Genomic DNA, 23603 nt, shown 5'->3' with positions numbered 1-23603 from the left:
CGGACTGGATACGATATCCGGTCCGATGATCTCGATGTGAGCTCTCGATAGGGTGTTCATCCGGTCCGGAGCGAGGACGCCGAGGTTGCGAAGCTTCAGTCTCCGTCCGAGGAGGACCGGAACAGCGGACGACCGCCGTCCCGGTTTCACCATGCGGCCAACGGCTTGAGCGGGTGGAAGGTTACCGCTGCTTGCCGGCCGGACGAACGGGGCTGATGCCGTCTACGATGCAGGCTGCGCCTCCGGCATCGTCCACTTGCCATTCAGGATCTCGGCCCGAGGACGGTAGAGCCGAAGCGTGTAATTCCACCCCTGCGTAATCGGCAGGCAATTCGCGATTTTTCCGTCGCAGCCGCCGAACTGGATGTCGATCGCGCCATCGGCACTCTTCTTGCCGGTGATGCTGTTGACCGAATAGGCGTCGTAATCGTTCTTCTGGAAGAAGCCCTTGTCGTTATAGACGCTGATCGACCAGAACGAGTCGACAGGGACATCCTTGACCTTGAGCTTGTAAACCGTTGTGCCGTCGTTCTTGGCCGGGGTGAACGAGGGGTACGATGCGTCCTTGTCGGGGTTGCCGCCCCAGCCGGCTGCCGTGCCGATCAGGTGCTTGACCGGATCGACCTTGCCCTTCGGGCCGAAGGCGTTGGTGAAGCTGCCGGATGCCGCCGACAGCGCTTCGAGCGCGTCACGGATCTTCTTCTGTTGAGCCAGGTCCCAGTTCGGGGCCTCGAACTTGCCAGCCGACTTCTGCTCAACCTTAAGCGCATCCTGCAGCGCGTGAACCTGCGCGAGGTCCTTGGTGTCGTTGGGGTCGACAAGGATACGGACCGCAACGAACACATAGCGGGTGCCGACCTTGTCCTTGGTCAGCGTCGTGCGGCCGGGCTTGTAGACCACCATCGGGGTGTAATGGTCTTCACTGATGACCTGCATCGAGATGAAGCGCTTCCCGGCTTCGGGAAGGGTGATGGTCACCGGGCCGGCGTCGAGGTCGAAGAGCGCCTGGGAGTAGAGCGTATCCCGGTTCATCCGGACCACGGGCTGCTTGTCGATCGGTGTCGGCGTCCTGCTATGGGCGAATTTGCCGAAGCCGCCGTCAGCGGCCGTTTTTGCCATATAGAAATCGGTCTCGGCGCGCTTGAAGTTGTCGACATTGACCGGAACCGTCTGCGCATACGCCGCGCATGGCGCGAGAACCAGGAAACTCAGGCTGTAGATCGACGTCATTCGCATGGAACGGCACCTCATTGGCGTCTCTGATTCATGTGCTMATCGGGGCATGACCGAATGGGTCCGCGTCCGTGCTGCGGCTTATCGCCAGCCCAGGGGGCGGGGGAAACCCGTGATCCGCCCCGCCAGGACTGCCTCCGCGGCATTTCGTGCATGGGCCGCCTGCCCGTCTTGCCATTTCGCGCCAATCGCGACCGGGTCTTCTTCACCAGTTGCGGCAACGCGCATCTGGTCGCGCCGATCCAGATGATGGCGCAGAAAGTTCATGGCGCCCGTTCGATCACGGCAGCAAACCCCGCGCATCCGGCGCAGGGCTCGCGCCGAGCATGGGGCGCTGATCACAGCGATCAAGGCCGGCGACCGGGTGAAGCTGGTCGAGCTCTGCCGCGCTCCTCTCGCCCCCCGCGCGCGACGCTCATATCGCCGCAGGGGAGCAGCGGTCCCGGCGTCGCCGTCAGGAAGGGCGGCGGCTGGCCCGGGGATGACGGCCCGGGCTTTCGAGGGCGGGCCAGAGCGAGATGGCGGAGACGGCGGACTCGGTCCTGTGCATGAGCGCGACCATCGCCAGGAGGCCTGGCCGTTCCAGGAAAGCATCGGCCCGAAAAGTGGATCGCGGTTTTCAAGCGCAGCGTGGTCTAACCTATTGGGACGAGCATGTTCATCAACGGAACGTGCTGCTGACAGCCATACATGTCGCCCTCGCCCGCGGAACCCTGGGCGCGCGGGCGCCTGATCGTGATCTTGATGGCGTTGGCCATGTCGATCTCGAAGAAGGATGAGATGTCCGAGGGGTCAAGACTGTAAGCTTTCGCGACCGTCTCCGGCGTTATCGCGCCGGAATTCCGGATGGTCTCGTAGTTCGCCTTCTCCCTGCACAGGATGTCGAAGGTGATGCGGTAGGGACCGGCATTCTTGCTGCGAACGATGTCGGCGATCTCGCAGAGCGGACGGGCGGCCATGTCACAAATCCTCCAGCGTGACTGGGAAAAGCTCGGTCGGCGAAGCCACCTTCATCAGGTGATAGGCGCTGAACTCGTAGACGGGGCCGACATCGAGGTCGGACGGGGAATAGGGAAAGGCGAGGTTTCCGGAGGGGTTGATGATGCCCTCGTAGTGATGGTGCAGCATGGCTCCGCTGATCTGGTGGCAGGCGGCATGCGCAAGTTCCTGCGAAGCGGCGGTGACCTCGATCACGAGGCCGATTTCCCGCGCTGGCGAATGCTCCCGCTCCAGCTCCTTCATCACGCCGTCGCGGCCATAGACATGGAACTGCACCGAAATAAGATCGGGCGCGAAATAGTCGCGTGCCCGCTCTTCGAGCTGGTCCAGGATGCCGTCGAGCGCCGCGATCGTGGTCGGACAGCGAATACCGGCGATCGCGATCGAGCGATAGCCGGCGAGTCGCGCGCCCTCCAGCTTGACATAGTAGTCCTCGGTCTCGGTCAGCCTGGCACCGGTGACGCGCACCTGCCTATCGCCGAGCTGCTCGAAGGAGCAACCGGTGAGGTCGATCTCATGCCCCGGGCCGCCTTGCCTGAACGGGTTCTCGCGCTCGTAGAGCGAATGTGCGGAGACGGATTTGACGGAAGCCCGCCGCCTGATGCTGCCGGGCTCCAGCACGAAGCCGTCCTCGTCCACGGTGCCGAGCATCACATCCATGGCGAATGGCTCGGCAGAGAATGCGCCGCATTCAAGAATCTTGCCCATGTGGATGGCCAGGGCCGGATCGGCCCCCTTCCAGATCGGATAGGCGGCGATGACGGAGTCGTCGCAGGCGCGGCCGGCGATGATCACGTTGGCGCCTGCGTCGAGCGCCTCACAGATCGGTTCATGCCCCATCTGCGCGACCAGGGTGACCGTTTCGTCGAGCGCGCCCTGCGTCAGGGGGTAGCCGGCCTCGAAGCCGAGCACCTCGTTCGCCGCCACCGCCTGCTTCGCGCGCTCGATCGGGATATCCGAGCGGATGGTGGCCAGCCTGAGCTGCAGCCCGTTCTCGCTGGCGATCTCGCGGACCAGAGCCGCCGTGCGATCGACCTGGACGCCGGATCCCGCGCCGCCGACGCTGCCGACGATAACCGGTATGCCAGCCGCACGCCCGGCACGGATCAGGGCGGTCAGCTCGCGCTTGATGCTCACGTCCGAGACGAGGGGCTTGCCCGAGCCGAGATAATGCGGACCCGGATCGGTCGACCCGGCATCGACGGCGATCACGGCTGGGTTGAGCGACATGCCGCGCGCGAGCGCTTCTTCGCCAAAGCCATAACCTAGCGTTCCGGTGGGGGTGAGGACTGTGATGGGCGGCATTCCTGCCTCTCTTTCGCGAAGAAGTTCCTTCCACGATAGAGGCGGTCGCACGAGGCCTGCGGTCAAATCGCTTCTGCCGCCCCAGACATAACGAAAAGATATGCTAGATCGGAGGCTCCCCGATGGCTGTCGCCATGATTGCGAGCTTGCGGGTCAAGCCGGTCCTGACATGCTCGACGAGAGCGCGCGTGCCGAGCGCGGCATCGCGGAAGCTCGGCAGGGCGACCCAGATGTCGTAATCCACGGCGGGCCGGAAAGGGCGAACGACCAGTTGGCCGCTCGCGAAACCTTCGGTGCTCAACGGATCGACGACCGACACGCCGACGCCGGCCGCGACGAATGAGCAGCAGGCCTCGGTGAGTTGCGCCGTCAGGACGACGTTGGGCCGGGCTCCGGTTTCGGCGAAGGCCTTGTCGACTTGCAACTGCGCGCGATCCTCCTCGACCATGCCGACGAAGCGTTCCCCGGTGAGATCGGTCGCATGGACCACATCCAGTCCGGCCAGCCTGTGGCCCGGCGGCAGTGCGCAGACGGCGCGCATGGTGCAGAGCTTCTCGAACCGCACGCCCGGCCTGTCAGCCGCGAACATGCCGAAGCCGACGTCGACGGCTTGCGTGGCGATGCGCTCGACCAGCAGCCAGGAATTGCGGCTCGACATCTCGATCCGCAGGCCAGGCCGCGCCTCCAGGAATTCGGCCAGGATCGGCGGAAGGATGCGGGTGGCGAGCGAGGGAAAGGCCACGAGCCGGATTTCGCCATAGTCGAGCCGCTGGATCGCCCTGGCGCGCGCCTGGATCGAATCGACGCCGAGGAAGACGCGTTCGACCTCCGCATACAGCATCTGCGCCTCAGCGGTGGGGATGACACCGTTCCTCTGACGATGGAACAGGCCGAAGCCGCATTTGCGTTCGAGCAGCAGAACGAGCTTGCTGACGGCCGGCTGAGACAGCCCGAGCCTCTCACCCGCCCGAGTGAAGCTGCCGAGTTCCATGATCGCCTTGAAGGCCTCGATCTGGCGGATGTTCATGCGCGCGGCGCCTCGGCAGGTGCAGGCATTTCATCACTCATGCCGTGCCCGTGCGCGACGTGGTCGGCGAAGCGTTCCAGCTCGGCCAGGGCATGCGCGACGAAGCTGTCGACGAGGTTGAAGGATCGCGCCGCCTTTGGGCGAATGAGCCAGATGTCGAACTCGACCGCAGGCGAGAACGGCCGGATGATGACGGCGGGGTTGGTGTTGTTGTAGGCGCTGATCGGATCGACCACCGCCACACCGGCGCCGGCCGCGACGAAGGAAAAGGCAGTCTCCGACTGGCCGACCTCGATGCGCAGGCGCCGCTGGATCTTTCGCTCCTCGAAGATCCTGTCGATGACGAAACGCGAATGGTCCTGCGGCCCGAGCGAGATGAAGTCCTCGTCCGTCAGGTCGTGAGCCTCGATGGATCGGCGCGTGGCCAGGCGATGGCCGGCGGGCAGGATGCAGAGCCCGCGCAGCCGGTGAAGATGCGTGCTTTCGACTTCCGGCCGATCGCTCGGCAGAAAGCTAAAGCCAACATCGACATGCTGGGTGGCGACGGCGTCGATCAGGCTACGGGAACGCATGCTTTCGATGCGAAAGCGCGTGTCGGGCCTGTCCTTGCAGAAGCCCCACAGAATGTCGGGCACGACGCGACGGGCGATGGCGGGAAAGGCGGCGATGCTGAGTGCCCCCCAAGACTGGTCGCGCAACGCCGTCGCGACCCGGGCAATCTGACCGACGCCTACGAACATCCGTTCCACTTCAGCAAACAGCGCCTGGGCCTCTCGCGTCGGGGCCAGCTTGCTGCCCTGCCGCTCGAAGAGGCGAAAGCCGCAATGGCGTTCGAACAGGGCGATGAGCTGGCTGACTGCCGGCTGCGAGATGCTCATCCTCTCGCCGGCGCGCGTCACACTGCCCGTGGTCATGACGGCACGAAAGGCCTCGATCTGGCGGACGTTCATGTGACAGCATAAGCTCCAGTTATTCTGCAGCGATAATTTTCTATTGGAAAATTATATTCCGCAAGATGATCATCCCCTCAAGGACGCACGAGGATGTCCGAGGGACATTCCGGCAAGCGTTCGGACAACGGGGATCGTCATGTTCATCGAAAACGCCCAGCGGCGCCTGCGCGCCATGATGTCCGTCTCGGCCGGCACGGTTCGCAGCGCACGCTACCTCACCGGCGCATCGCTCATCGGGCTCGGCCTCGCCGCCTCGCTCGGCGCCGCGCAAGCCGACCAACTCGACCGCGTCAAGCAGCGCGGCAAGCTCATCGTCGGCATCCGCAACGACTACATCCCCTTCGGTTATCTGGACCCCAAGGCCCAGAATGTCGGCTTCGAGGTGGATCTCGCCCGGGCCGTCGCCAAGGACCTGCTGGGCTCGGAAACTGCGATCGAATACGTCCCGGTCGTCGCCTCGAACCGGATCGAGTTCCTGAATGCCGGCCGCATCGACGTGATCTTCGCGACGCTCGGCGTCACCGCGGATCGCGGCAAGGTCATCGACTTCACGCAGCACTACTATTCCATGGCCGGTATCGTCCTGATGGCGCCGAAGGAAGCGACCTACAAGAGCTGGGACGACATTCGCGGCAAGAAGATCTGCGGCAGCCAGGGCAATCTCTACAACCGGACGCTGAGCGAGAAGATGGGCGCCGAGCTGGTGCTGTTCACCGGAACCGCCGAAATCTTCAGCGCCTTCCAGGGCGGCCGCTGCGACGCCATCGCCTTTGACGGCCCGAACCTGAACATGAAGGTCATGGAGGACGGCTGGAAGGACAAGTACAAGATCGCGCTGCAGACCTTCGAATACGTCCCGATCGCCGGCGGCGTGCGCAAGAACGAGCCCGCATTCCTCAAGGCGGTCGACACGGCCATCATCAAGGCCGAGGCCGGCGGGCTGATGGTCGAGGGCGAGAAGAAGTACAATCTCGGCGAGAGCGAATACGTCCAGAAGCGCGCTGCCGATGCGAAGAAGGCGCAGTAGCGCGAGCGCGGAGGGTCAGGCGCGAGCGAGCGGGGTTCGGCTCATCATGCATGCGTTGAAGGTCGCTCCTCGCAACAGGCGCCGCGCCATCGATCGCAGCGCCGGCCTCGCCGGCCTGGATGCCGGCGTGCGACGCATGCTGCCGCCGGCGCTCTATCACTACCTCGCCGGCGCCTCCGACGACGAGGCGACGCACGCCCGCAACCTTCGTGCATTCGGCGAGCTCGCCTTCCTGCCCAAGGTGCTCGTCGACGTCTCGCGGCGCTCGCTCGCCAAAACGCTGTTCGGCGTCGAAAGGCCCCTGCCCTTCGGAATCGCGCCGATGGGGCTCAGCCGGCTGATCGCCCCGGATGACGACATTGCGCTCGCGCGGGCCGCCGCCGATGCCGACATCCCCTTCATCCTCAGCGGCGCTTCATTGACAGCGATGGAAGAGGTCCGGGCGGCCGGCGCGACGAGCTGGTTCCAGGCCTATGTTCCAGGCGAAGCGGACCGCATCGCGAGGCTGATCGACCGCGTCGAGGCGGCCGGCTTCGACACTCTGGTGATCACCGCTGACACCGCCGTGCACCCCAAGCACGAGCGCGCCGCGCGGCACGGCTTCCATTCACCGGTGAAGCCGAGCCTGGGCCTCGCCTGGCAGGGCCTGTCGCGCCCGGGCTGGCTCCGGCGCGTTCTCTTGCGCGACCGCTTGGCCGCGCTGAAATTCCGCTTCGAGAACATGGATGCCGGACAGGGGCCCCCGGTCTTTTCCGCGACCCTGGTCCGCGATATCGGCCGGCGCGATGCGCTGTCCTGGCCGCATATCGAAGCGGTGCGCCGACGCTGGAAGGGCAAGCTGGTCATCAAGGGCATCATGGCGGCCGGCGATGCGGCCGTGGCCGAGAAGGCCGGGGTGGACGGCATCATCGTTTCCAATCACGGCGGTCGGCAAGTCGACTGCGCCGCCAGTTCGCTGGCGGCCCTGGAGCGTATCGCCGAGCGCGGCCTGACGCTGACCGTCATGCATGACGGCGGCATCCGGCGTGGCGCCGACGTGCTGAAGGCGCTCAAGCTCGGCGCCGATTTCGTCTTCGTCGGACGGCCGATGCTGATGGCGGCGGCCATCGGCGGCCAGCGTGGCGCCGCCGAGGCCATCGCCTTGCTGGCAGAGGAGATCGACATCGCCATGGCGCTACTCGGCATCGATGACCTGCGTGGCCTGGCGGAGGTCGAGTTGCTGCGGGATCGGAGACCTCTGTCATGAGCCTCGACTACAGCTGGCTCAGCGACGGCCTCTACCAGACCTGGCTGCTGCGCGGCCTGGGAACGACAATCCTGATGAGCCTGCTCGGCATCGCATTGATGCTGGTGATCGGCGTGGCGGGCGCGCTGTGCCTGCATTTCCGCCTGCCGGTACTGGAGACGCTGACGACCGTTCTGGTCGAGCTGTTCCGCAACACGCCGCCGCTGGTGCAGCTCTTCTTCCTCTATTTCATGCTCTCCGAAGTCGGGCTGAAGCTGACAGATCCGACGACGGGCCGCAGCGTGCCGTTGTTCTCGGGCTTCACCTGCGTGGTGCTGTCGCTGGGTCTCTACAACGGCGCGATTGCGGTCGAGATCATCCGATCGGGTCTGCTCGCCGTGCCGTCTCAGACCGTCGAAGGCGCGCGTTCGCTCGGATATACGCGCTTCCAGACCTTTCGACATGTCGAGCTGCCGATTGGCTTCAGGCTGTCGATGCCGGCCATGACGAACAACGTCGTCAGCCTGATCAAGACCTCGTCGCAGGCAGCGCTCGTCGCGGTTCCCGACATCATGTACGGCGCGACGCAGATCTCCCTCGAGACCTTCAGGAATCTCGAGGTCATGCTGCTGATCTGGATTCTCTACGTCGCCCTGGCGAGCCTCGCCGTCGTCATCCTGCGCCGGCTGGGCGACGTCTTCCGCATCCCCGGATACGGAGTCCAGGCGTCATGAGCCGCGAATGGCGCGCCTTCCTGCTCGGCATCATCGGCGTTCCGGCCGTGCTCGCCGCCTTGCTCTTCGCCGTGTATGGCGCCGAAACGCCGGCCATTCTCGCGAAGATCTGGCTGCGCACGCCGCTGCTGCTCTCCGGCTCGGCCGACTTCAGCGGCTCGACCGGGGGCTTCGCAGCGAACATCCTCATCAGCCTCTGGGCGATGGCGATCGCTGCAGCCGTCGGCGCCGTGCTCGGGATCGGACTGATCTCCCAGGGCAAACTCATCCGCATTCCCTCCGAATTCGTGATGAACGTGCTGCGCAACTCGCCCTGGCTGGTCGTGCTCTACGCGATGCTCTACCTGCTGCCCTTCGAGGTCACGGTCTTCGGCGCCACCGTCTTCCTGTCGCCGATGGTGAAATCGATCGTCGGGCTCGCCCTGCCGGTGACTGCGAACATCGCCGAGGTGTTTCGCGGCGGCGTCGAGGCCATCGCCAGCGGGCAGTGGGAATCGGCGCGTTCGCTCGGCTATCGCCGGCTGCAGATCCTGCGGCATATCGTGGTGCCTCAGGCGCTGCCGCTGATGACGCCGAACCTGATGACGATCTATGCGATGCTCTTCATCGGCACGAGCCTCGTCGTGGTCACCGGGACCTCCGACGTGATTTCGGTCGCGCGCACGGTCATCGGCAGCGATGGCGATCACATCGCCACGGCCGTCTACATTTTCGTGCTGCTGCTCTTCTTCCTCTTCAGCTTTCCGATCGCGATCCTGACACGCTGGCTCGAACGGCGCGTGCGAGCGAGGTGACCATGACGACCGCCATTCCGAAAACCTTCATCGAACTGCGCGACGTCCACAAGTCGTTCGGCGCCTTCCCCGTGCTCAAGGGCGTCTCGCTCTCCGTCAACGATGGCCGCGTTGTCTGCATCATCGGCCCCTCGGGCTCCGGCAAATCGACGATCCTGCGCTGCATCAACGGGTTGACGCCGATCAACAGCGGCAGCATCCGCGTCGGCGATTTCCAGGTGGAGAAACTCCGGACCGACCGCGCATTCATCCCGCTGCGCCATCAGGTCGCGATGGTGTTCCAGCAGTACAATCTCTTCCCCCATCGCACGGTACTCCAGAACCTCACCATGGCGCCCATCCAGGTGCTCGGCGAGAAACCTGCGGAGGTGACGGAGCGCGCCCGCGCCCTGCTCGCCAAGGTTCGGCTGACCGGCAAGGAGGGCGCCTATCCGGGTGAGCTTTCCGGCGGCCAGCAGCAACGTGTCGCGATCGCGCGGGCGCTGGCCATGCAGCCCCGCACCATCCTTTTCGACGAGGTCACCGCCGCGCTCGACCCCGAGATGGTCAGCGAGGTGCTGAGCGTCATCCGCGATCTTGCGCGGGAGGGCATGACCTGCGTGCTGGTGACCCATGAGATGCGCTTCGCGCAGGAGGTCGCCGACGAGGTGTTCTTCACCGATCGCGGCGTCATCGTCGAGCACGCGCCGCCCGCGACCCTCTTCAAGGCCCCCTCCGACCCTCGCCTAAAAGACTTTCTCGACAAGGTTCTCTGAAACGCTGCGGCCAGGATTGATTGCGATGACTGCCCTCAAGGTATTGGTTCCCGACGCGCATCTGCGCGATCTCGACGTCGAGCACGGCGTCTCGGGCGACAGGCTGGACTACATCGTTTTCGACGAGACAGATCCGGACGCGATTCCAGACGAAATCTGGCGCAGTTGTGACGCGGTGCTGGTCTGGCACCGCATGAAGATCACGGCCGACGTGGTCGCCAAGCTCGATCGCTGCAGGCTGATCGTGCGGGTAGGTGTCGGCTTCGACAATGTCGACGGCGCCGCCTGCCGCGCGCGCGGCATCCCGCTCTCGAACGTTCCGAACTACGGCACCACCGAGGTGGCCGACCATGCGCTGGCGATGCTGCTGCATCTCGTGCGGGGGCTCGGCAGCTATGAGGCGCGGCTGAAGGCCGATCCGGTCGCCGGCTTCGTCGCCGAGGACGTGCCGGTGGTGCGCCGTATCCGCGGATCGACCTTCGGCGCGATCGGCATGGGGCGCATCGGCACGGCGGTCGCCCGCCGCGCCGCAGCCTTCGACATGAAGGTCATCTATGTCGATCCCTTCCAGCCGGAGGGACATGATCTCGGCCTGGGCATCGAGCGCGTCCGCACGCAGGAGGAACTTCTGCGCCGCGCCGACGTCGTCAGCCTGCATGTGCCGCTCTCCGACGACACGCGCAATCTTATGGGGGCAACCCAGTTCGCCGCGATGAAACCCGGCAGCATCTTCATCAACATCGCCCGCGGCGGGCTCGTCGATGTCGATGCCCTCCACGACGCGCTCAAGAGCGGCCACATCGCCGCCGCCGGCCTCGACGTGCTGCCCAAGGAACCGCCGGTGCCGACGCCGGCGCTGATCGAGGCCTGGCGCGGCAACGCCTCCTGGCTCGCCGGGCGCCTCGTCGTGACGCCGCACGCCGCCTTCTACTCGGAGGCCGGCTATCTCGACATGCGCACCTTCTCCGCCGAGATCCTGCTCGAATTCCTGTTCGAGGGACGGCTGCGGAACAACGTCAATCCCGGTTGGGACGCCAAGGCGAACTGACGGCCGGCAAACACCTCTCGCACACGGGAACAAGACAATGGCCTTTCAGCAGAGCGAAACCGACTTCAGGGCGCTCAGCGCCGAAGAACTCCAGGCCTGGCGGGCAATCCCGCCGGCCGTAGCCTCCGACTGCATGAACCGCACGCAGGTGATGAAGGCGGCGATCAAGCCAATCGCTGCCGACACGATCCTCTGCGGCCAGGCCCGCACCGTAACGACGATGGTCGGCGATTGCGGGCCGATCTGCTCGCTGATCGCTGCGGCCAGACCGGGGGAGATCATCGTCGTCGATGCCGGCGGCGTCGAAGACACGGCCGTCTGGGGCGGGGTCATGACGGAAGAGGCCGTTCAGAGGCGGATCGGCGGGGCGGTCATCGACGGGGCGGTGCGGGACGTCTCCGATCTGCGCAAGGCCGGCTTCGCCATGTTCTGCCGCGCCATCGTGCCGAGGGGACCGCATCACGGATTTGGCGGAACGATCGATGGCACCGTCGCGGTCGCGGGCGTGCCGGTTCGATCGGGCGATATCGTCCTCGGCAATGACGACGGCGTTGTTGTCGTACCGCTGGAGCGCGCTGCGGAGGTCCTGGCCGCCGCGCAGGCGCATCTGCTGAAGGAGGAGGACTGGATCAAGACGATCCGTTCCGGCGGAACAATACCTGAAATGTTCTCTATACCGGCCGCAAAATAGCAGCGGAACGACGATTGGTTGAGGGTGGCGGCAATCGTTCTGCGCTGGAGGCCCGTATGGCCCGATAGCGAATGCCGGGTTTCGGGCAAGGCATGAATCTCTGGAGCTGGCGCGAACGTCAGCAATCCACCCGATCGGTTCCGTGCATGAGCGCGCCCATCGCCCGAAGGCTTGGGCGCTCCGCCGGACGAGGCCGCCTCAGGCCGGTGCGGCAGGCGCGCCGGCCCATTCGGTCTTGGCCGGGATCGTCTCGCCCTTCATGACGATGGTCAGCAGGCCAAGCCTGGCGTGGTCACCGACATTGGTATCGTAGAGCACCGTGGTCAGTCCGCCGAGGGCGCAGCCGCGGCCGATCTCGATGCGGCCGACCTTCATCACCCGGTCCTCGAAGAGATGGGTCTGGAGGTTGGCGGTCGCGTTGATCGCGGCATAGTCGCCGATGCTGACGCAGTCGAACTCGGTGATGTCGGTCGAGTCGAGATAGACGCCCTGGCCGAGCTTCACGCCGAAGAGGCGCAGCACCCAGGGCAGCATCGGCGTGCCGCGCAGCGCATTGAGCAGGATCGCGCCGGCGGTGCCCCAGTAGAGCGTCGTCATCGCCTCGGTGCGCAGCGCCCACCAGGACCAGAGGCCGCGATTGCCGGGCCGGTAGACGCCCATCACCAGCCATTTCATCAGCAGCACCGCGCTCGCCAGCGCAACCGAGGTGCCGACCGCGCAGGCGATGAAGACCGGTGCGAACTCGCCCCAGCTCTGAGCACTTTCGAGGGCTGGGAAGAGGACAAGCTCGGCCGTGATCGTGCCGAGCGTGATGAACATCATCGTCGGCATCGAGGCGCTGAACAGCTCGAGGACGGCGCGCAGGATGCGGCGCCAGACCGGAGGCCGGAAGGTCTTGGCGATGTCGGCATCGTCGAAGCGCTGGCGCGAGGGCAGCAGGATCGGCGGACTGCCGAAGCGGGTCTCGCCGGGCTGCATCGCCACGTCGGCGGGCGGCTTCGACTTGATGCCGAGCAGCGAGCCCGTCGGCAGGAAGGCGCCGGGCGGCACCACCGCGTCATTGCCGATGAAGACCCGGTCGCCGGTGCGCACGGGCTTTGCGGTCATCCAGCCGCGGCGGACATCCTCGTCGCCGAGCACGACCTCGTCGGCGACGAAGCAATGCGCGCCGATCTCGATCATGTCGAAGCGGCCGCCGAAATTGGTGGCGATCTCGGTGTCCTTGCCGATCTTGGCGCCCATCATGCGGTACCAGAGCCGCATGTAGACCGTGGAGAACAGCGAGGACAGGCTCTGGAGCATCACATCCGAGGCCAGGCCCACGGTCCATTTGCGCAGGCCGTAGCCGGAGGCGATGGCATGCGTGCCCTCGACCGAGCGCGGCATCACGAGCCAGCGGATCGCGGTCACGAGCAGGACGGTGGCGAACATCAGCACCATCGCGGTCGGCCAGGCGAGGACCGGCAGGACCCAGCGATAGTCGATGCCGACCAGCTCCTGCAGCGGCCCGTCGAAACGGTCGAGAATGAAGAAGGCCGGGAAGATCGGCAGCAGCGCCAGCGCCGGCATCACCAGAAGCATGGCGCCGAAGAAGACGCTCTGCAGCGCCCTGACCGGCACCGAGGGCTGCTGGGCGTGCTGGGGCCAGGACGCGGGATCGACCTTGCCGGTGCGATGGCCGGGCGAACCGTCCCAGTGCTCGAAGGCGCCGACGCGGCTGCCTGCGGCGAGCGCGGTCAGATCGGCGAGCTCGGCGCCCTCCCTGATCACCGTGTCATGGCCGATGGCGCAGGAGGTGCCGATATAGGCGTCCTTGCCGATCGTGATCGTGCCGATCACCAGCTCGTTGCCGATCACCTCGGCATTGGCGAGGCTGAGCTTGCCGCCGAGCGTGACGTCGTCCCCGATCTCGACGAGGTCGATCGCGCCGGCCTCGAAGCCGCTGACGAAGACGCCCTTGCCGACCCGGGCGCCAAGCAGACGCATGGCGACCCTGGCCAGCGGCGTGCCCTGCATCAGGTTGAGATGGACCATCCCGGTGAACTGGCGGGCGAGCCACCAGCGGAAGAAATAGACGCCCCAGAGCGGATAGCAGCCGGGCGTCGTGCGCCAGAGCACCAGGCGCTTGCCGAGGATGCCGGCGATCATCACCGAGAGCGTGACGAGCGCATAGATGCCCATCATCATCAGGATCTCGCGCAGCTCGACGCGCCCGTCGACCGTGATCAGCTCGTAGATGACATAGATCGTCAGCCAGGGGCCGGTCAGCGCCAGCAGCAGCACCGGCATGCAGGCGAGCTGCGCCAGCCCGCAGAACAGCCGGCGCCGCAGCGGCGGCGGCGTGAAGGTGAGATCGCGCGCCGGCGGCCGGCCGATATTGGCCTGCCTGCGCTCGTCGAGCCGGGCGGCGATCGCGCGCAGGGTGCGCAGGCTGTAGACGTCCTCCAGCGTGATGCTCGGCAAAGCGGGATTGGCACGCACGCCGGCAAGGAAGGTGGCCGCCAGCAGCGAATGGCCGCCGAGATCGGCGAAGAAATCGGCCTCGAACCCGATCGTCTGGCCCGGGAAGAGCGGCCGGGCGGCGTCGAGCAGCGCGGCTTCGGTCGCGCTCCGCGGCTCCTCCTGCTCCTCGGCAGACGCCGCCATCGTCAGCGGCGCCGCCTTCAGCGCCTTGCGGTCGGCCTTGCCCGAGGTCAGGCGCGGCAGGCTCGCCATCTCCTCGAAATGCGAGGGCAGCATATAGGGCGGCAGGGTCTCCTTCAGGGCGGCGCGCACCGCTGCACGGTCGAAGGCGGTCGCCGTGTCCGTCACCACGAAGGCGACGAGCCGGTCGATGTCGTCGTCGCGACGCAGCACCACGGTCGCCTGCGCGATGCCGGGCAGGTCGCAGAGCCTGGCCTCGATCTCGCCGAGCTCGAGCCGGAAGCCGCGCAGCTTGACTTGATCGTCGATGCGGCCGTGGAAGTGGATCTTGCCCTTCTCCGAAATGCTGACCGCATCGCCCGAGCGGTAGAGCACCGGGTCGGTGCCGTCGCCGCCGAAGGGATTGGCGATGAACTTCTCGGCGGTGAGCTCGGGACGGCCGAGATAGCCCGCGGCGACGCCGGGGCCGCCGATCAGGAGCTCGCCCTCGGTGCCGGGGCCGACGATCGCCATCTGTTCGTCGACGACATAGCAGGTGTAGTTCGGGATCGGCAGGCCGATCGTCACCGCCTCGTCCGGCGTGACCTCGTCGACGGTGGCGACGACGGTGGCCTCGGTCGGCCCGTAGGAGTTGAAGACCTTGCGGCCCGGGCGGCACCAGCGTTGGCGAACAGCCGGCGGGCAGGCCTCGCCGCCGAGGATGATGATGCGCAGGCTCGGGATGTCCTGCGGCATCATCGCGAGCAGCGTCGGCACGGTGTCGAGCACGGTGATGCCGGCCTCGGTCATCAAGGCCGGCAGGCGCTCGACCTCGCCCAGCACCTGCGCCGAGGCGACCCAGAGCGTCGCACCGACGAGATAGGGGACGAAGATCTCCTCCAGCGAGAGATCGAAGGCGACGGAGGCGCCCTGGAAGGAGACGTCGTCAGCCGCCATGCCATAGACGTGGTTCGACGAGCGCAGATAGTGGCAGATGTTGCTGTGCGCGATGACGATGCCCTTGGGCTTGCCGGTCGAGCCCGAGGTGTAGATCGCATAGGCCGGGCTCGCCGGCGTCACGCCCTCACTGCGCGGATCGACCGGCGGAGCGTCCGTGCCGGCGGCGATCAGGTCGGGGCAGCGCACGGCCTCGGCGGGCAGCTCCCGGTCGAGTTTCGCGCCGGTGACGTCGTCGATGACGATGATACGGGCCTCGCAATCGGCGAGGCATTCACCGATGCGCTCGGGCGGGGCGTCGGCGTCGAAGGGGATATAGGCCGCACCGGCCTTGAGGATGCCGAGCAGCGCGACATGCAGGTCGAGCGAGCGCGACATCCACAGGCCGACAAAGGCCCCTGCCCCGACGCCGCGCGCCCGCAGCGCGCGCGCCACCTTGTCGGCGCGGGCGTCGAGCTCGGCATAGGTGACGCGCTCGGCTGCGAAGATGATGGCTGTATGCTCAGGCGTCCGCCGGACGGATGCCTCGAAGATCTCGCCGAGCAGTTCGTCGCGCAGGAGCGAGGGCTCCACGGCGCCCACGAGCTTTCCGGCACCGCGCCCGACGATGGCATGCATGATCCGCTTCCCCCAGCCAGACGCCGCAAGGCTGAACCGCCTGTGCGAGACCGGGATTTGCTAGCGATGAGAGATGTAGATTGCGTTAGGACATTGCGAAGCGTTGTTCCCGCCCTGCCCCACGAACGCTGGGTCAGCGCCAGCAGACTATTCACGCCCCGGAGGAGAACGCCCCCTGGCCGGGGCGATCGATCGCAACGCTTGCGAACAGCACTCTAGATCATCAGACCGGATATGGTATCCGGCCTGATGATCTAACCCTTTGTGTTTGCATCGTCTTTGCCCCGAAAACCGCAATCCACTTTTCGGGCCGATGCTCTAACGACGCGCCCGGAGTTTCATCGGCATGCCGCCCTGCGGCCGAAGCGTGATCCGCTGCTGCGGAACTGGGGGATCACTGCCGGCATATTCGAACCGGAAGGCGCCGATCAGCTGTGCCAGGCTCAGCACCGCCTCGATCATCGCGAAATGCTGGCCGATACAGATCCGCGGTCCGGCGCCGAAGGGCAGATAGGCATAACGATCGATCGTCTCGCGCGCTCCAGGCAAGAAGCGCTCCGGCCAAAACTGCGTCGGCGCGGTCCAGAGGGAGCGATGCCGATGCAGCACATAGGGCGAGATGATCACGAGCGCGCCCTTGGGGATCGCGACGCCCCCGACCTGATCCTCGGCGATCGCGACGCGCGACAGCGAGGGCACGGGCGGGTAAAGCCGCATGGCCTCCTCGATCACGGCGCGCGTCATGGTCAGGCGATCGCCAGCGAGCACTGCGGCGACAGGGTCGGCCGCCACCGCATCGGCCTCGGCCTCGAGGCGCTCCCTGACATCGTCGGCCATCGCGACGAGGTAGAGCGACCATGTCAGGGCGTTGGCCGTCGTCTCGTGGCCAGCGCCGATGAAGGTCACGATATTCGCGCCGACCTCTGCGTCAGTGAGGCCCGTGCCGGTTTCGGGATCACGCGCATCGAGCAGGGCATCCAGCAGATCGCGGGCATGCGGAGCGCTTGGCGGTTGAGACAAGCGCAGCGTTTGCCGGTCGGTCACGATCGCCTCGATCTGCCGCTCGAAGAAATCGATGGCGGACCGCGCGCGAATGCGGCCGATCCGCGGGATCCAGGCCGGTGCGCCCAGGATATCGAGAGGATCGATGCGCCCCTGCGTCGCGAAATAGCGGGTCAATGCCTGCCCGAAGGCCACGGCGCCGCCCGCGATCGCGTTCGAGAACAACGTCTCGGCCAGCACGTCATAGGTCAGCCGCGTCATGTCCTCGCCGATGTCGACGATCCTGCCGGGGCGCCGCTGCGCCATCCGCGCCACCTGACTGGCGATCGGGGGCAGCATCCTGGCGGCAAGCGCTTCGACCCGCCTCGGCGTGAACAGCGGCGCAAGCGTGCGGCGGGCCCGCTTCCAGGCGTCGCCCTCGACCGTCAGCAGCCCCTGCCCCAGTCCCGGCGCGAGAATGGTCTTCTGAAGCGCGTCCTTCGGATAATTCGCGTTGTTCTCGACGAGCACATGTCGGATCGCAGCAGGGTCCGAGATGACGACGCCATAGCCGAGCACGCTTTTGCCCGCGACGATCGGATCCTCGAAATGCTGCTGGCGCCAGATCGTCAGCGGGTTGCGACGCAGGCGCAGCAGCAGCTCCAGGCGGCCGAGCTGGCGATCGCCCGGAACCGGCGCCGGGGGCGTCCGCCTTCTGGACGGCTCGGCGGGAACCTCTGACAGAACCATGCGATGGCGCCTTCTGAAACGAAGAACCGCCGGGCGAGCGTGGCCTGTGCGGGTGTCGTTTCAAAGGCAGGTGCTGAGGGCTGCTGAAAAGGCGATCTCCTCGATCGAAGGGGGCGCCCGGCGAGGCAACACCCCGGACAAGGGCTGAACCCATCCCTCGCATTCAGGGAATCGTTACGTTCAGCAGCTACGCCCGGTCTTCATCGGGCACGCGGAGCTCGCCGGGTCGCGCAGGATGACAGCTCCACAAGGCGACCCTGCAGCGTCACGCACGCTCCCGGCGCGGAAGGCTCGACCTGCGCTTGCCGTCCTCTGGACTCCCGGCCGGACGCTCGCCCCGTCCAATCGCGCTGCAATGGATCAGTTTCTCGCCAGCGCACGCAAGCTGGATCTGGATGTTACGATCGTCGCAGAAGCCGACCTCGATCGGCTGGCTGAGTTCGACGGCGTTTTTATCCGGGATCACACGCGCCTGGACGATTACACCCACCAGTTCGCGCTGCGTGCGGCCGAACTCGGCCTGGCCTCGATCGATGACCCGATCTCGATGCGGATCTGCGCCGACAAGGTGTCCCAGGTCCGTCTCTTCGAACGCCACCGGGTGCCGACGCCGAAGACGTTGCTCCTGCACCGCGGGAACATCGGCGATGCGATCCCGCTGCTCGGCCTGCCCTGTGTCGTCAAGCTCCCGGACAGCTCGTTTTCCAGAGGCGTCTGCAAGGTGGAAGGCGAGGCCGAATTTCGGGTGCGCTGCCTGCAATGGTTCGATCGCTCCCCCGTCCTGGTCGCTCAGGAGTACATCCCGACCCGCTTCGATTGGCGCATCGGGGTGCTCGATTGCCGGCCGCTCTTCGCCTGCCGGTATCACATGGTGCCGGGCCATTGGCAGGTTGTACAGAACGCGGGCTCACGGGACTATCGGGAAGGCTTGACCGAGGCCGTCGCCATCTCCGAAACGCCCAAATCCGTGCTGGCAGCTGCGCTGGCTGCCGCCGACACGGTCGGCGACGGCTTCTATGGCGTTGACGTCAAGGAGTGTGGAGAGCGGCCCCTCGTGCTCGAGGTCAATGACAACCCCAATGTCGATGCCGGCCATGAAGATGCGCTCATCGGGAATGCGCTCTACGACACGGTCATGGGATCGCTCGATCACCGCATCAGAGCGACGTGCCGATAATCGACAGGGCACGGCCCCGGGGCCGCGGCGTCCTCCCTCGGAGGCCTTCGAATGCCAGCCTTCAGCCGGTCCGACCCCGCCAGCCCGGGCCGGCATCCGGAACGCGTCACAGATGCGGACCTCGAGAGGGGAATAGCGGAGCTTTTGAGCCGACGAGCGCCGGTCTCGCCGCTCCGGGGGCTTGCCGCTCTTGCCCTTGCCAAGGAACGGGTCCCGATCGCGGCATAAGCGGATTCAACCATGGCCCACCGTGGCCCCGACCAGAATTGATGGGTCTACGAATTAGGAACTGAAGGCCACGAACGTTCCTGTCGATGGGTTCTGGTCGGTCAGCCTCTACAACGGGGACATGGTTCGGCTCTATCGACCGCGAGCCGAAATTCTCAACGGATCGCGGACGTTTCCGGAGGCACAGCCGATGAACTCCCCGGCACCTTCTAGCTGGCTGTATCAACTCCCACTTTGGGGACGCGATGCCTTTTGGGTCAGGGCCGCGGAATCACACTGATCAACACCGGGATCAGGAAGCCGAGTGCGAAGGCTGCCGACAGGCAGATCAGGCGCATCCTGCGGATGAAGGCTGATGTATCGCGGATCATCCGACCTGCATCCTTCGCGCTGTGCTCGAAGGCCAGAGCTGCGCAGGCCAGCAGCAATGCCGCCGACAGGCCATGGAGCGAGACAGCGAAGCCATTCGGCAGGAGGCGCAGCATGGCCGAGGCCATGAGGATGATGGCTCCGATCAGGGCGCCTGCGGCGATCAGCCCGGGAACGCGTGCAAGGATCGAAACCCTGACGTCCCGGGCAATGGATTGAGGGGCAAACGCGGTGTGAAGGGACATCGGACCGAGCCTTCCGGGGGTTCCCTCGGATCATCTCCCCTTCCCGCGCCCGCTTGCATGCGCTTGATCACACAAGCTCCGATGCCAGCCCCAGGCCGGCGAATTCGACCGTGGCCGGAGGCCCGCAGGCGAGCATTCCCGACTGGAGTTGCCTGACAGGACCGCTTGCCTGACAGGACCTCTTGCCCGACGGGACCTCTTGCCTGAGCGGACCGCCTGACCTCGGCTCTCGACCGCGAGCGGCCGTAGGCGACCGGTCAAGGCAACGTCCGGGTCTGGTTGGGCCGGACCTCAGTCGGTCTCTGGAAAATGCTGATAACGGACCACCCCCGTTGCAGACGCTTCTGCGACGCGACACCGTGGCGTTCAGCTCAGGCTGCCGATCGTTCGCCCGTCCTGCGCCCGCTCCCCGGCAGCCCGGCCGTTCACGGCTGCGCGGCCAGTGCTTTGGCTACCGCCTGCGCAATCCAGTCCTGCGGGGTCAGACCCGCCGCCCGCGCCCTGGCGCTGACCGCGTCGACGACGTCGGGCATCAGCGGCACGTCGAGAATGATGCGGTCCGCGATCTCGATGGCGTAGACCGCCCGTGTCGCCTGCAGGCTGAAACTCCGCAGCCGGGCGGTCTTCTGCGCGTCGGCCAGCGCCGTGTCCTTGGCCAGCAGGGCGCAATAGGCGCCGATCAGATTGTCGATGATCAGGGTCTTGGTCAGGCCCTGGCTGCGCAATGTGTCGACGGCGGCATTGAGCGAGGCGGGATGGTCGAGCGGATCGGAGACCGGCAGCAGCGCCGTGATGTCCTTGACGCCGGCCGGCGTATCGGCGGTCGGCCGCCCCCCGCACTCGAAACCGGCCGCCCAGGCGCCCGGGCCGATCAGCAGGGTCGACAGTGACAGCGCAGCCAGCAGGCACGTTGCGGTTCGCATGATGGTCCTCCTCGAATTGGCCCGAGCCGGTGCCGGCCGCCATGGAGCCTGGCGCTCACTGCGCCTTCTCATAGGCAGCATATTGCTCTTCGGTCATGGTCGGCAGCTTCTGCACGAAGGCAACGACGGCCCGCAGGTCGTCATCGCTATGGGTGTCCGCGAAGGACGGCATGCCGGTCATCCGCACCCCGTTCTTGACGATCCAGAAGATCTCGGCGGCGCTCCAGTGCTGGATCGTATCCGGCAGGAAGGGCGGCTCCGGATTGAGGCCCTTGCCGATATCGGTCGGGTCCTTCCCCGGGGCGCCATGGCAGTAGACGCAGGTCTCGTTGTAGAGACGGAAACCCCGGGAAATGTCCGTGGATGGCGCCGGCGCCGGCACCTTGGCCGCCTGGCGGGCCACCGACTGGCGCATGGCGGTCTGCAGGAGAACGAATACCGGGGCGCTGTGCGGCTCGCGGGCGGCGATATTGACGAGACCGCTGAAGACCAGGGCGAGGCCGGCGATGGCCAGGACGATGAAGGCTGTGACGAAACCCGCGATGAATCGCATGGCACCCTCCGGCGCGGGATCCGACCGGCCGGTGCTTCGCCGCCGGGCGGCCACTCTCCTGCGGCATGTCCATGCTACCTGAACGGCGCGGGATCGAATAGCGCCTGCCGCTTTGCGCCCAGCCGCCCGGAACCGGGCAGTGCTTCAGGACTGAGCACCAGATCGCCGCGAAGGCAGCAGCGCAGGCCGGTTGCACGGCATTCCGTTCGAGCGCATCTAATGTCCGACCGACGCAACGGAGCTTGCGAACGCCCATGCGGGAATCACCGACGAATTGGATTACCGCGGTGGTGCGGCCAAAGATCAGCACTCTTTTGCGGAGGGAAACCTCCGAAAAGCTCTGGATCAAGTGCCCGGTCACCGGCCAGCTTGTCTTCCACCGGGATGTCGAGGCCAATTTATGGGTGATTCCGGGCTCGGGTCACCATTTGCGCATCACGGCAGCGCAACGCCTGGCGATCACACTCGATCCGGGCTCCCAGGAGGATGTGCCCGTGCCGGAAGGGCCGGTCGATCCGCTGCGCTTCCGCGACACGAAGCGCTATATCGACCGCCTCAAGGAGGCGAGAGCGAAGACCGGGCTGCAGGACGCGGTCAAAGTGGTCCGCGGCAGGCTCGAGGGCATACCTGTCACGGTGGCGGTCCAGGACTTCCATTTCATGGGCGGCGCGCCTGGCATGGCAGCCGAGGAAGCCATCGTCACCGCTGTAGAAGCCGCCATCTCGCACCGCACGCCCTTGATCCTGTTCGCGAGCGGCGGCGGGATGCGCATGCAGGAAGGGATGCTGGCATTGATGCAGATGCCGCGCACGACCGTGGCCCGACGGCGTCTGGCCAAGGCGAAATTGCCGTATCTCGTCGTGCTGACGGACCCGACGACGGGCGGCATCACGGCGTCCTATGCCATGCTGGGTGATGTGCATATCGCGGAGCCCGGTGCCCTCATCGGCTTCGCCGGACCGCGCGTCATCGAGCAGACGATCCGGCAAAAGCTGCCGGAGGGCTTCCAGAAGGCCGAATACCTCAAGGAGCACGGCATGGTCGATATCGTCGTGCCCCGAGCCGACATGCGCGCGACGCTCGCGAGGCTCTGCGGCCTGCTGACCCGCGAACCGCCGCGGCCCCGTCCTGAATGAGCTGATCCTTGCGGCCGTCGCCGAGACGTTGTCGGCCTCGATCGCACGTTTCGCGCACGGCTGCGGCAACAGCGCTCCCCAGCTTGTGGGGAGGCAAGACTGGCGGTCGATCGCCCTGCGTCCAGACGCAGGCGGCCGCTCGCGGTCAGTCCAGCGACAGGCCGCCGCGAAGGCCGCGGGTCTCGAGCGGCAGCGCAGCCACGCGGACGCCGCTCGCCGGCGGCGCGTTGAAGGCGCGCAGGGTCTTCTTGGGCAGGTCGAGATCATAGGGCCGGCTGGGCGGCAGCCGCATCGTGCTGACGAGCGTCAGGGTCGGGCTTGCCGGCGCAGAAACGGCCGGCGCGGGAGCCTCCGGGGCGAATGCCAGCGGCGCGGCGGCAAACGAGGTCTGCACGGTCGATGTGGTGGCGGGAGCCGCAGGCAGGTTGAGCGCAGCCAGCTGATAGTTCGGCTCCTCGATGCGGCGCCGCTCGGGCCGCTCGCCCTTCACATAGAAGGCGTTCCCGCCTGCCAAGGTCACGTAATGCATGTTGGGATAGGAAAAGCGCATCCCGGCCATGTGGAAATGCTTGGCCGCTCCGACAGGCTCGTGGCGCTTTCCGTTGAGGATGTCTTCCGCGATGGCCTCGACCCTCGGCAGGTCGCGTGCAGCCATCGGGCGGGTCAGCACGCCGGCGGCGAACTGGCGCGGCGCGCCGACGACGCCGCAGATCGTCTCAGGGTAACGCGGCGATTCCACCCGGTTCATCACCACCGTGCCGACGCTGAGCAGACCCGCATCGCTCGACCGGTTCGATTCGAAATACATCGCGCGGACGAGGCATTCCTTCTCGCGCGGATCGGCCTTGGCCAGGGTAACCGCGCGCTTGCGCGCCTCACGAGGATCCTTTGTCGCCGGCGCCACCGTCGAAGCGGTCTCGACAGGCGACATGCTGCAGGCGCCCAGCGCCGGCGCAGCCAGTGAAATCAGAAGCGGGATCGCCTTGCGGCCGGAGCGGCTCTTGCCGATGGGACGGCCAACATTGCCGACGGGACGGACAGCATTTGCAGCGATCACGGCGCGCTTCATGCGGCAACCTCCTGATTACGGGCTCCGGGCTGCCGCAGGCGGCGGACCGTCATCCCTGGAAGGGACCCTGAATACGTTAACAGAACGTTAACGCCAGATGAACGGAGCGAAGGTGCCCGACCGCGCTTCGGCCGTCAACACGGCGCGGCTGTCCAACGACCGCCATGGCGGCGCCATGCAACAT

At 66.3% G+C, this 23603-nt stretch carries 20 protein-coding genes; 9 read left to right on the top strand and 11 right to left on the bottom strand.

Annotated features, from left to right (window positions below; all coding sequences use genetic code 11):
• Positions 1-222: 222 nt before the first annotated feature.
• The 5 genes from AC1DGP_RS23485 to AC1DGP_RS23465 form a co-directional block, all read right to left on the bottom strand.
• A complete protein-coding gene (locus tag AC1DGP_RS23485) occupies positions 223-1230 on the bottom strand; it encodes a DUF1254 domain-containing protein (protein WP_441493596.1) in 1008 nt (335 codons plus the stop codon).
• Between the two features lie 638 nt (positions 1231-1868).
• Positions 1869-2192 (bottom strand): DUF4387 domain-containing protein, encoded by a 324-nt coding sequence (locus AC1DGP_RS23480; protein WP_476771012.1) that lies wholly within the window; start codon positions 2190-2192, stop codon positions 1869-1871.
• A gap of 1 nt (position 2193) precedes the next feature.
• Positions 2194-3537 carry an acyclic terpene utilization AtuA family protein gene (locus AC1DGP_RS23475; protein WP_476832580.1) on the bottom strand — a complete coding sequence of 448 codons (1344 nt, stop codon included), beginning with the start codon at positions 3535-3537 and terminating at the stop codon, positions 2194-2196.
• A 103-nt stretch (positions 3538-3640) separates the two neighbouring features.
• Positions 3641-4564 carry a LysR family transcriptional regulator gene (locus AC1DGP_RS23470; RefSeq protein WP_476770721.1) on the bottom strand — a complete coding sequence of 308 codons (924 nt, stop codon included), beginning with the start codon at positions 4562-4564 and terminating at the stop codon, positions 3641-3643.
• Positions 4561-5514, bottom strand: coding sequence for a LysR substrate-binding domain-containing protein (locus AC1DGP_RS23465; RefSeq protein WP_476770720.1), 954 nt, complete (start codon positions 5512-5514; stop codon positions 4561-4563). The genes AC1DGP_RS23470 and AC1DGP_RS23465 overlap by 4 nt, the downstream gene beginning before the upstream one ends.
• Positions 5515-5653: 139 nt before the next feature.
• Here AC1DGP_RS23465 and AC1DGP_RS23460 point away from each other — a divergent pair, with 139 nt between their 5' ends.
• The 7 genes from AC1DGP_RS23460 to AC1DGP_RS23430 are packed head-to-tail and all read left to right on the top strand — an operon-like array spanning position 5654 to position 11791.
• Positions 5654-6544, top strand: coding sequence for a transporter substrate-binding domain-containing protein (locus tag AC1DGP_RS23460; RefSeq protein WP_441493589.1), 891 nt, complete (start codon positions 5654-5656; stop codon positions 6542-6544).
• Positions 6545-6590: 46 nt separating this feature from the next.
• Positions 6591-7790, top strand: a complete 1200-nt coding sequence (locus tag AC1DGP_RS23455; protein ID WP_476832579.1) for an alpha-hydroxy acid oxidase — start codon at positions 6591-6593, stop codon at positions 7788-7790.
• Positions 7787-8503, top strand: coding sequence for an amino acid ABC transporter permease (locus AC1DGP_RS23450; RefSeq protein ID WP_476770717.1), 717 nt, complete (start codon positions 7787-7789; stop codon positions 8501-8503). The genes AC1DGP_RS23455 and AC1DGP_RS23450 overlap by 4 nt, the downstream gene beginning before the upstream one ends.
• On the top strand, positions 8500-9297 hold the full coding sequence (locus tag AC1DGP_RS23445; protein WP_476770716.1) for an ABC transporter permease subunit: 798 nt from the start codon (positions 8500-8502) through the stop codon (positions 9295-9297). Before AC1DGP_RS23450 ends, AC1DGP_RS23445 begins: the two co-directional genes overlap by 4 nt.
• A 2-nt stretch (positions 9298-9299) precedes the next feature.
• A complete protein-coding gene (locus AC1DGP_RS23440) occupies positions 9300-10052 on the top strand; it encodes an amino acid ABC transporter ATP-binding protein (RefSeq protein WP_476770715.1) in 753 nt (250 codons plus the stop codon).
• A 25-nt stretch (positions 10053-10077) separates the two neighbouring features.
• Entirely contained in the window at positions 10078-11100 is a 1023-nt protein-coding gene (locus tag AC1DGP_RS23435; RefSeq protein WP_476832578.1) for a C-terminal binding protein, read from the top strand.
• A gap of 37 nt (positions 11101-11137) precedes the next feature.
• A complete protein-coding gene (locus tag AC1DGP_RS23430) occupies positions 11138-11791 on the top strand; it encodes an RraA family protein (RefSeq protein WP_113518985.1) in 654 nt (217 codons plus the stop codon).
• Positions 11792-11989: 198 nt separating this feature from the next.
• Here the strand turns inward: AC1DGP_RS23430 and AC1DGP_RS23425 are convergent, their stop codons facing one another.
• Together AC1DGP_RS23425 and AC1DGP_RS23420 are read right to left on the bottom strand one after the other, a co-directional pair.
• Positions 11990-15988: a Pls/PosA family non-ribosomal peptide synthetase gene (locus AC1DGP_RS23425; protein ID WP_476832577.1), complete on the bottom strand. Its 3999-nt coding sequence runs from the start codon at positions 15986-15988 to the stop codon at positions 11990-11992.
• Between the two features lie 318 nt (positions 15989-16306).
• Positions 16307-17719, bottom strand: a complete 1413-nt coding sequence (locus tag AC1DGP_RS23420) for a cytochrome P450 (protein ID WP_476769321.1) — start codon at positions 17717-17719, stop codon at positions 16307-16309.
• 355 nt (positions 17720-18074) lie between these two features.
• On the opposite strand from AC1DGP_RS23420, the gene AC1DGP_RS23415 reads away from it, so the two are divergent.
• Positions 18075-18896: an ATP-grasp domain-containing protein gene (locus AC1DGP_RS23415; protein WP_476769320.1), complete on the top strand. Its 822-nt coding sequence runs from the start codon at positions 18075-18077 to the stop codon at positions 18894-18896.
• 485 nt (positions 18897-19381) lie between these two features.
• On the opposite strand, the gene AC1DGP_RS23410 is transcribed toward AC1DGP_RS23415, so the two are convergent.
• From AC1DGP_RS23410 to AC1DGP_RS23400, 3 genes are all read right to left on the bottom strand, one after another.
• Positions 19382-19738, bottom strand: a complete 357-nt coding sequence (locus AC1DGP_RS23410; protein ID WP_476832576.1) for a hypothetical protein — start codon at positions 19736-19738, stop codon at positions 19382-19384.
• Positions 19739-20163: 425 nt separating this feature from the next.
• Positions 20164-20661, bottom strand: coding sequence for a hypothetical protein (locus tag AC1DGP_RS23405; protein WP_476769318.1), 498 nt, complete (start codon positions 20659-20661; stop codon positions 20164-20166).
• 55 nt (positions 20662-20716) lie between these two features.
• On the bottom strand, positions 20717-21214 hold the full coding sequence (locus tag AC1DGP_RS23400) for a c-type cytochrome (RefSeq protein WP_441493578.1): 498 nt from the start codon (positions 21212-21214) through the stop codon (positions 20717-20719).
• Between the two features lie 254 nt (positions 21215-21468).
• Between AC1DGP_RS23400 and accD the strand changes: the two genes are divergently transcribed.
• Positions 21469-22350 (top strand): acetyl-CoA carboxylase, carboxyltransferase subunit beta, encoded by an 882-nt coding sequence (accD, locus tag AC1DGP_RS23395; RefSeq protein WP_476832575.1) that lies wholly within the window; start codon positions 21469-21471, stop codon positions 22348-22350.
• A gap of 145 nt (positions 22351-22495) precedes the next feature.
• Here the strand turns inward: accD and AC1DGP_RS23390 are convergent, their stop codons facing one another.
• Entirely contained in the window at positions 22496-23419 is a 924-nt protein-coding gene (locus tag AC1DGP_RS23390; RefSeq protein ID WP_476769315.1) for a cell wall hydrolase, read from the bottom strand.
• Between the last annotated feature and the right edge of the window lie 184 nt (positions 23420-23603).

This window comes from Allobosea sp. 05T433 (assembly GCF_056396065.1).
This window is presented reverse-complemented; position numbering and strand designations above follow the sequence as displayed.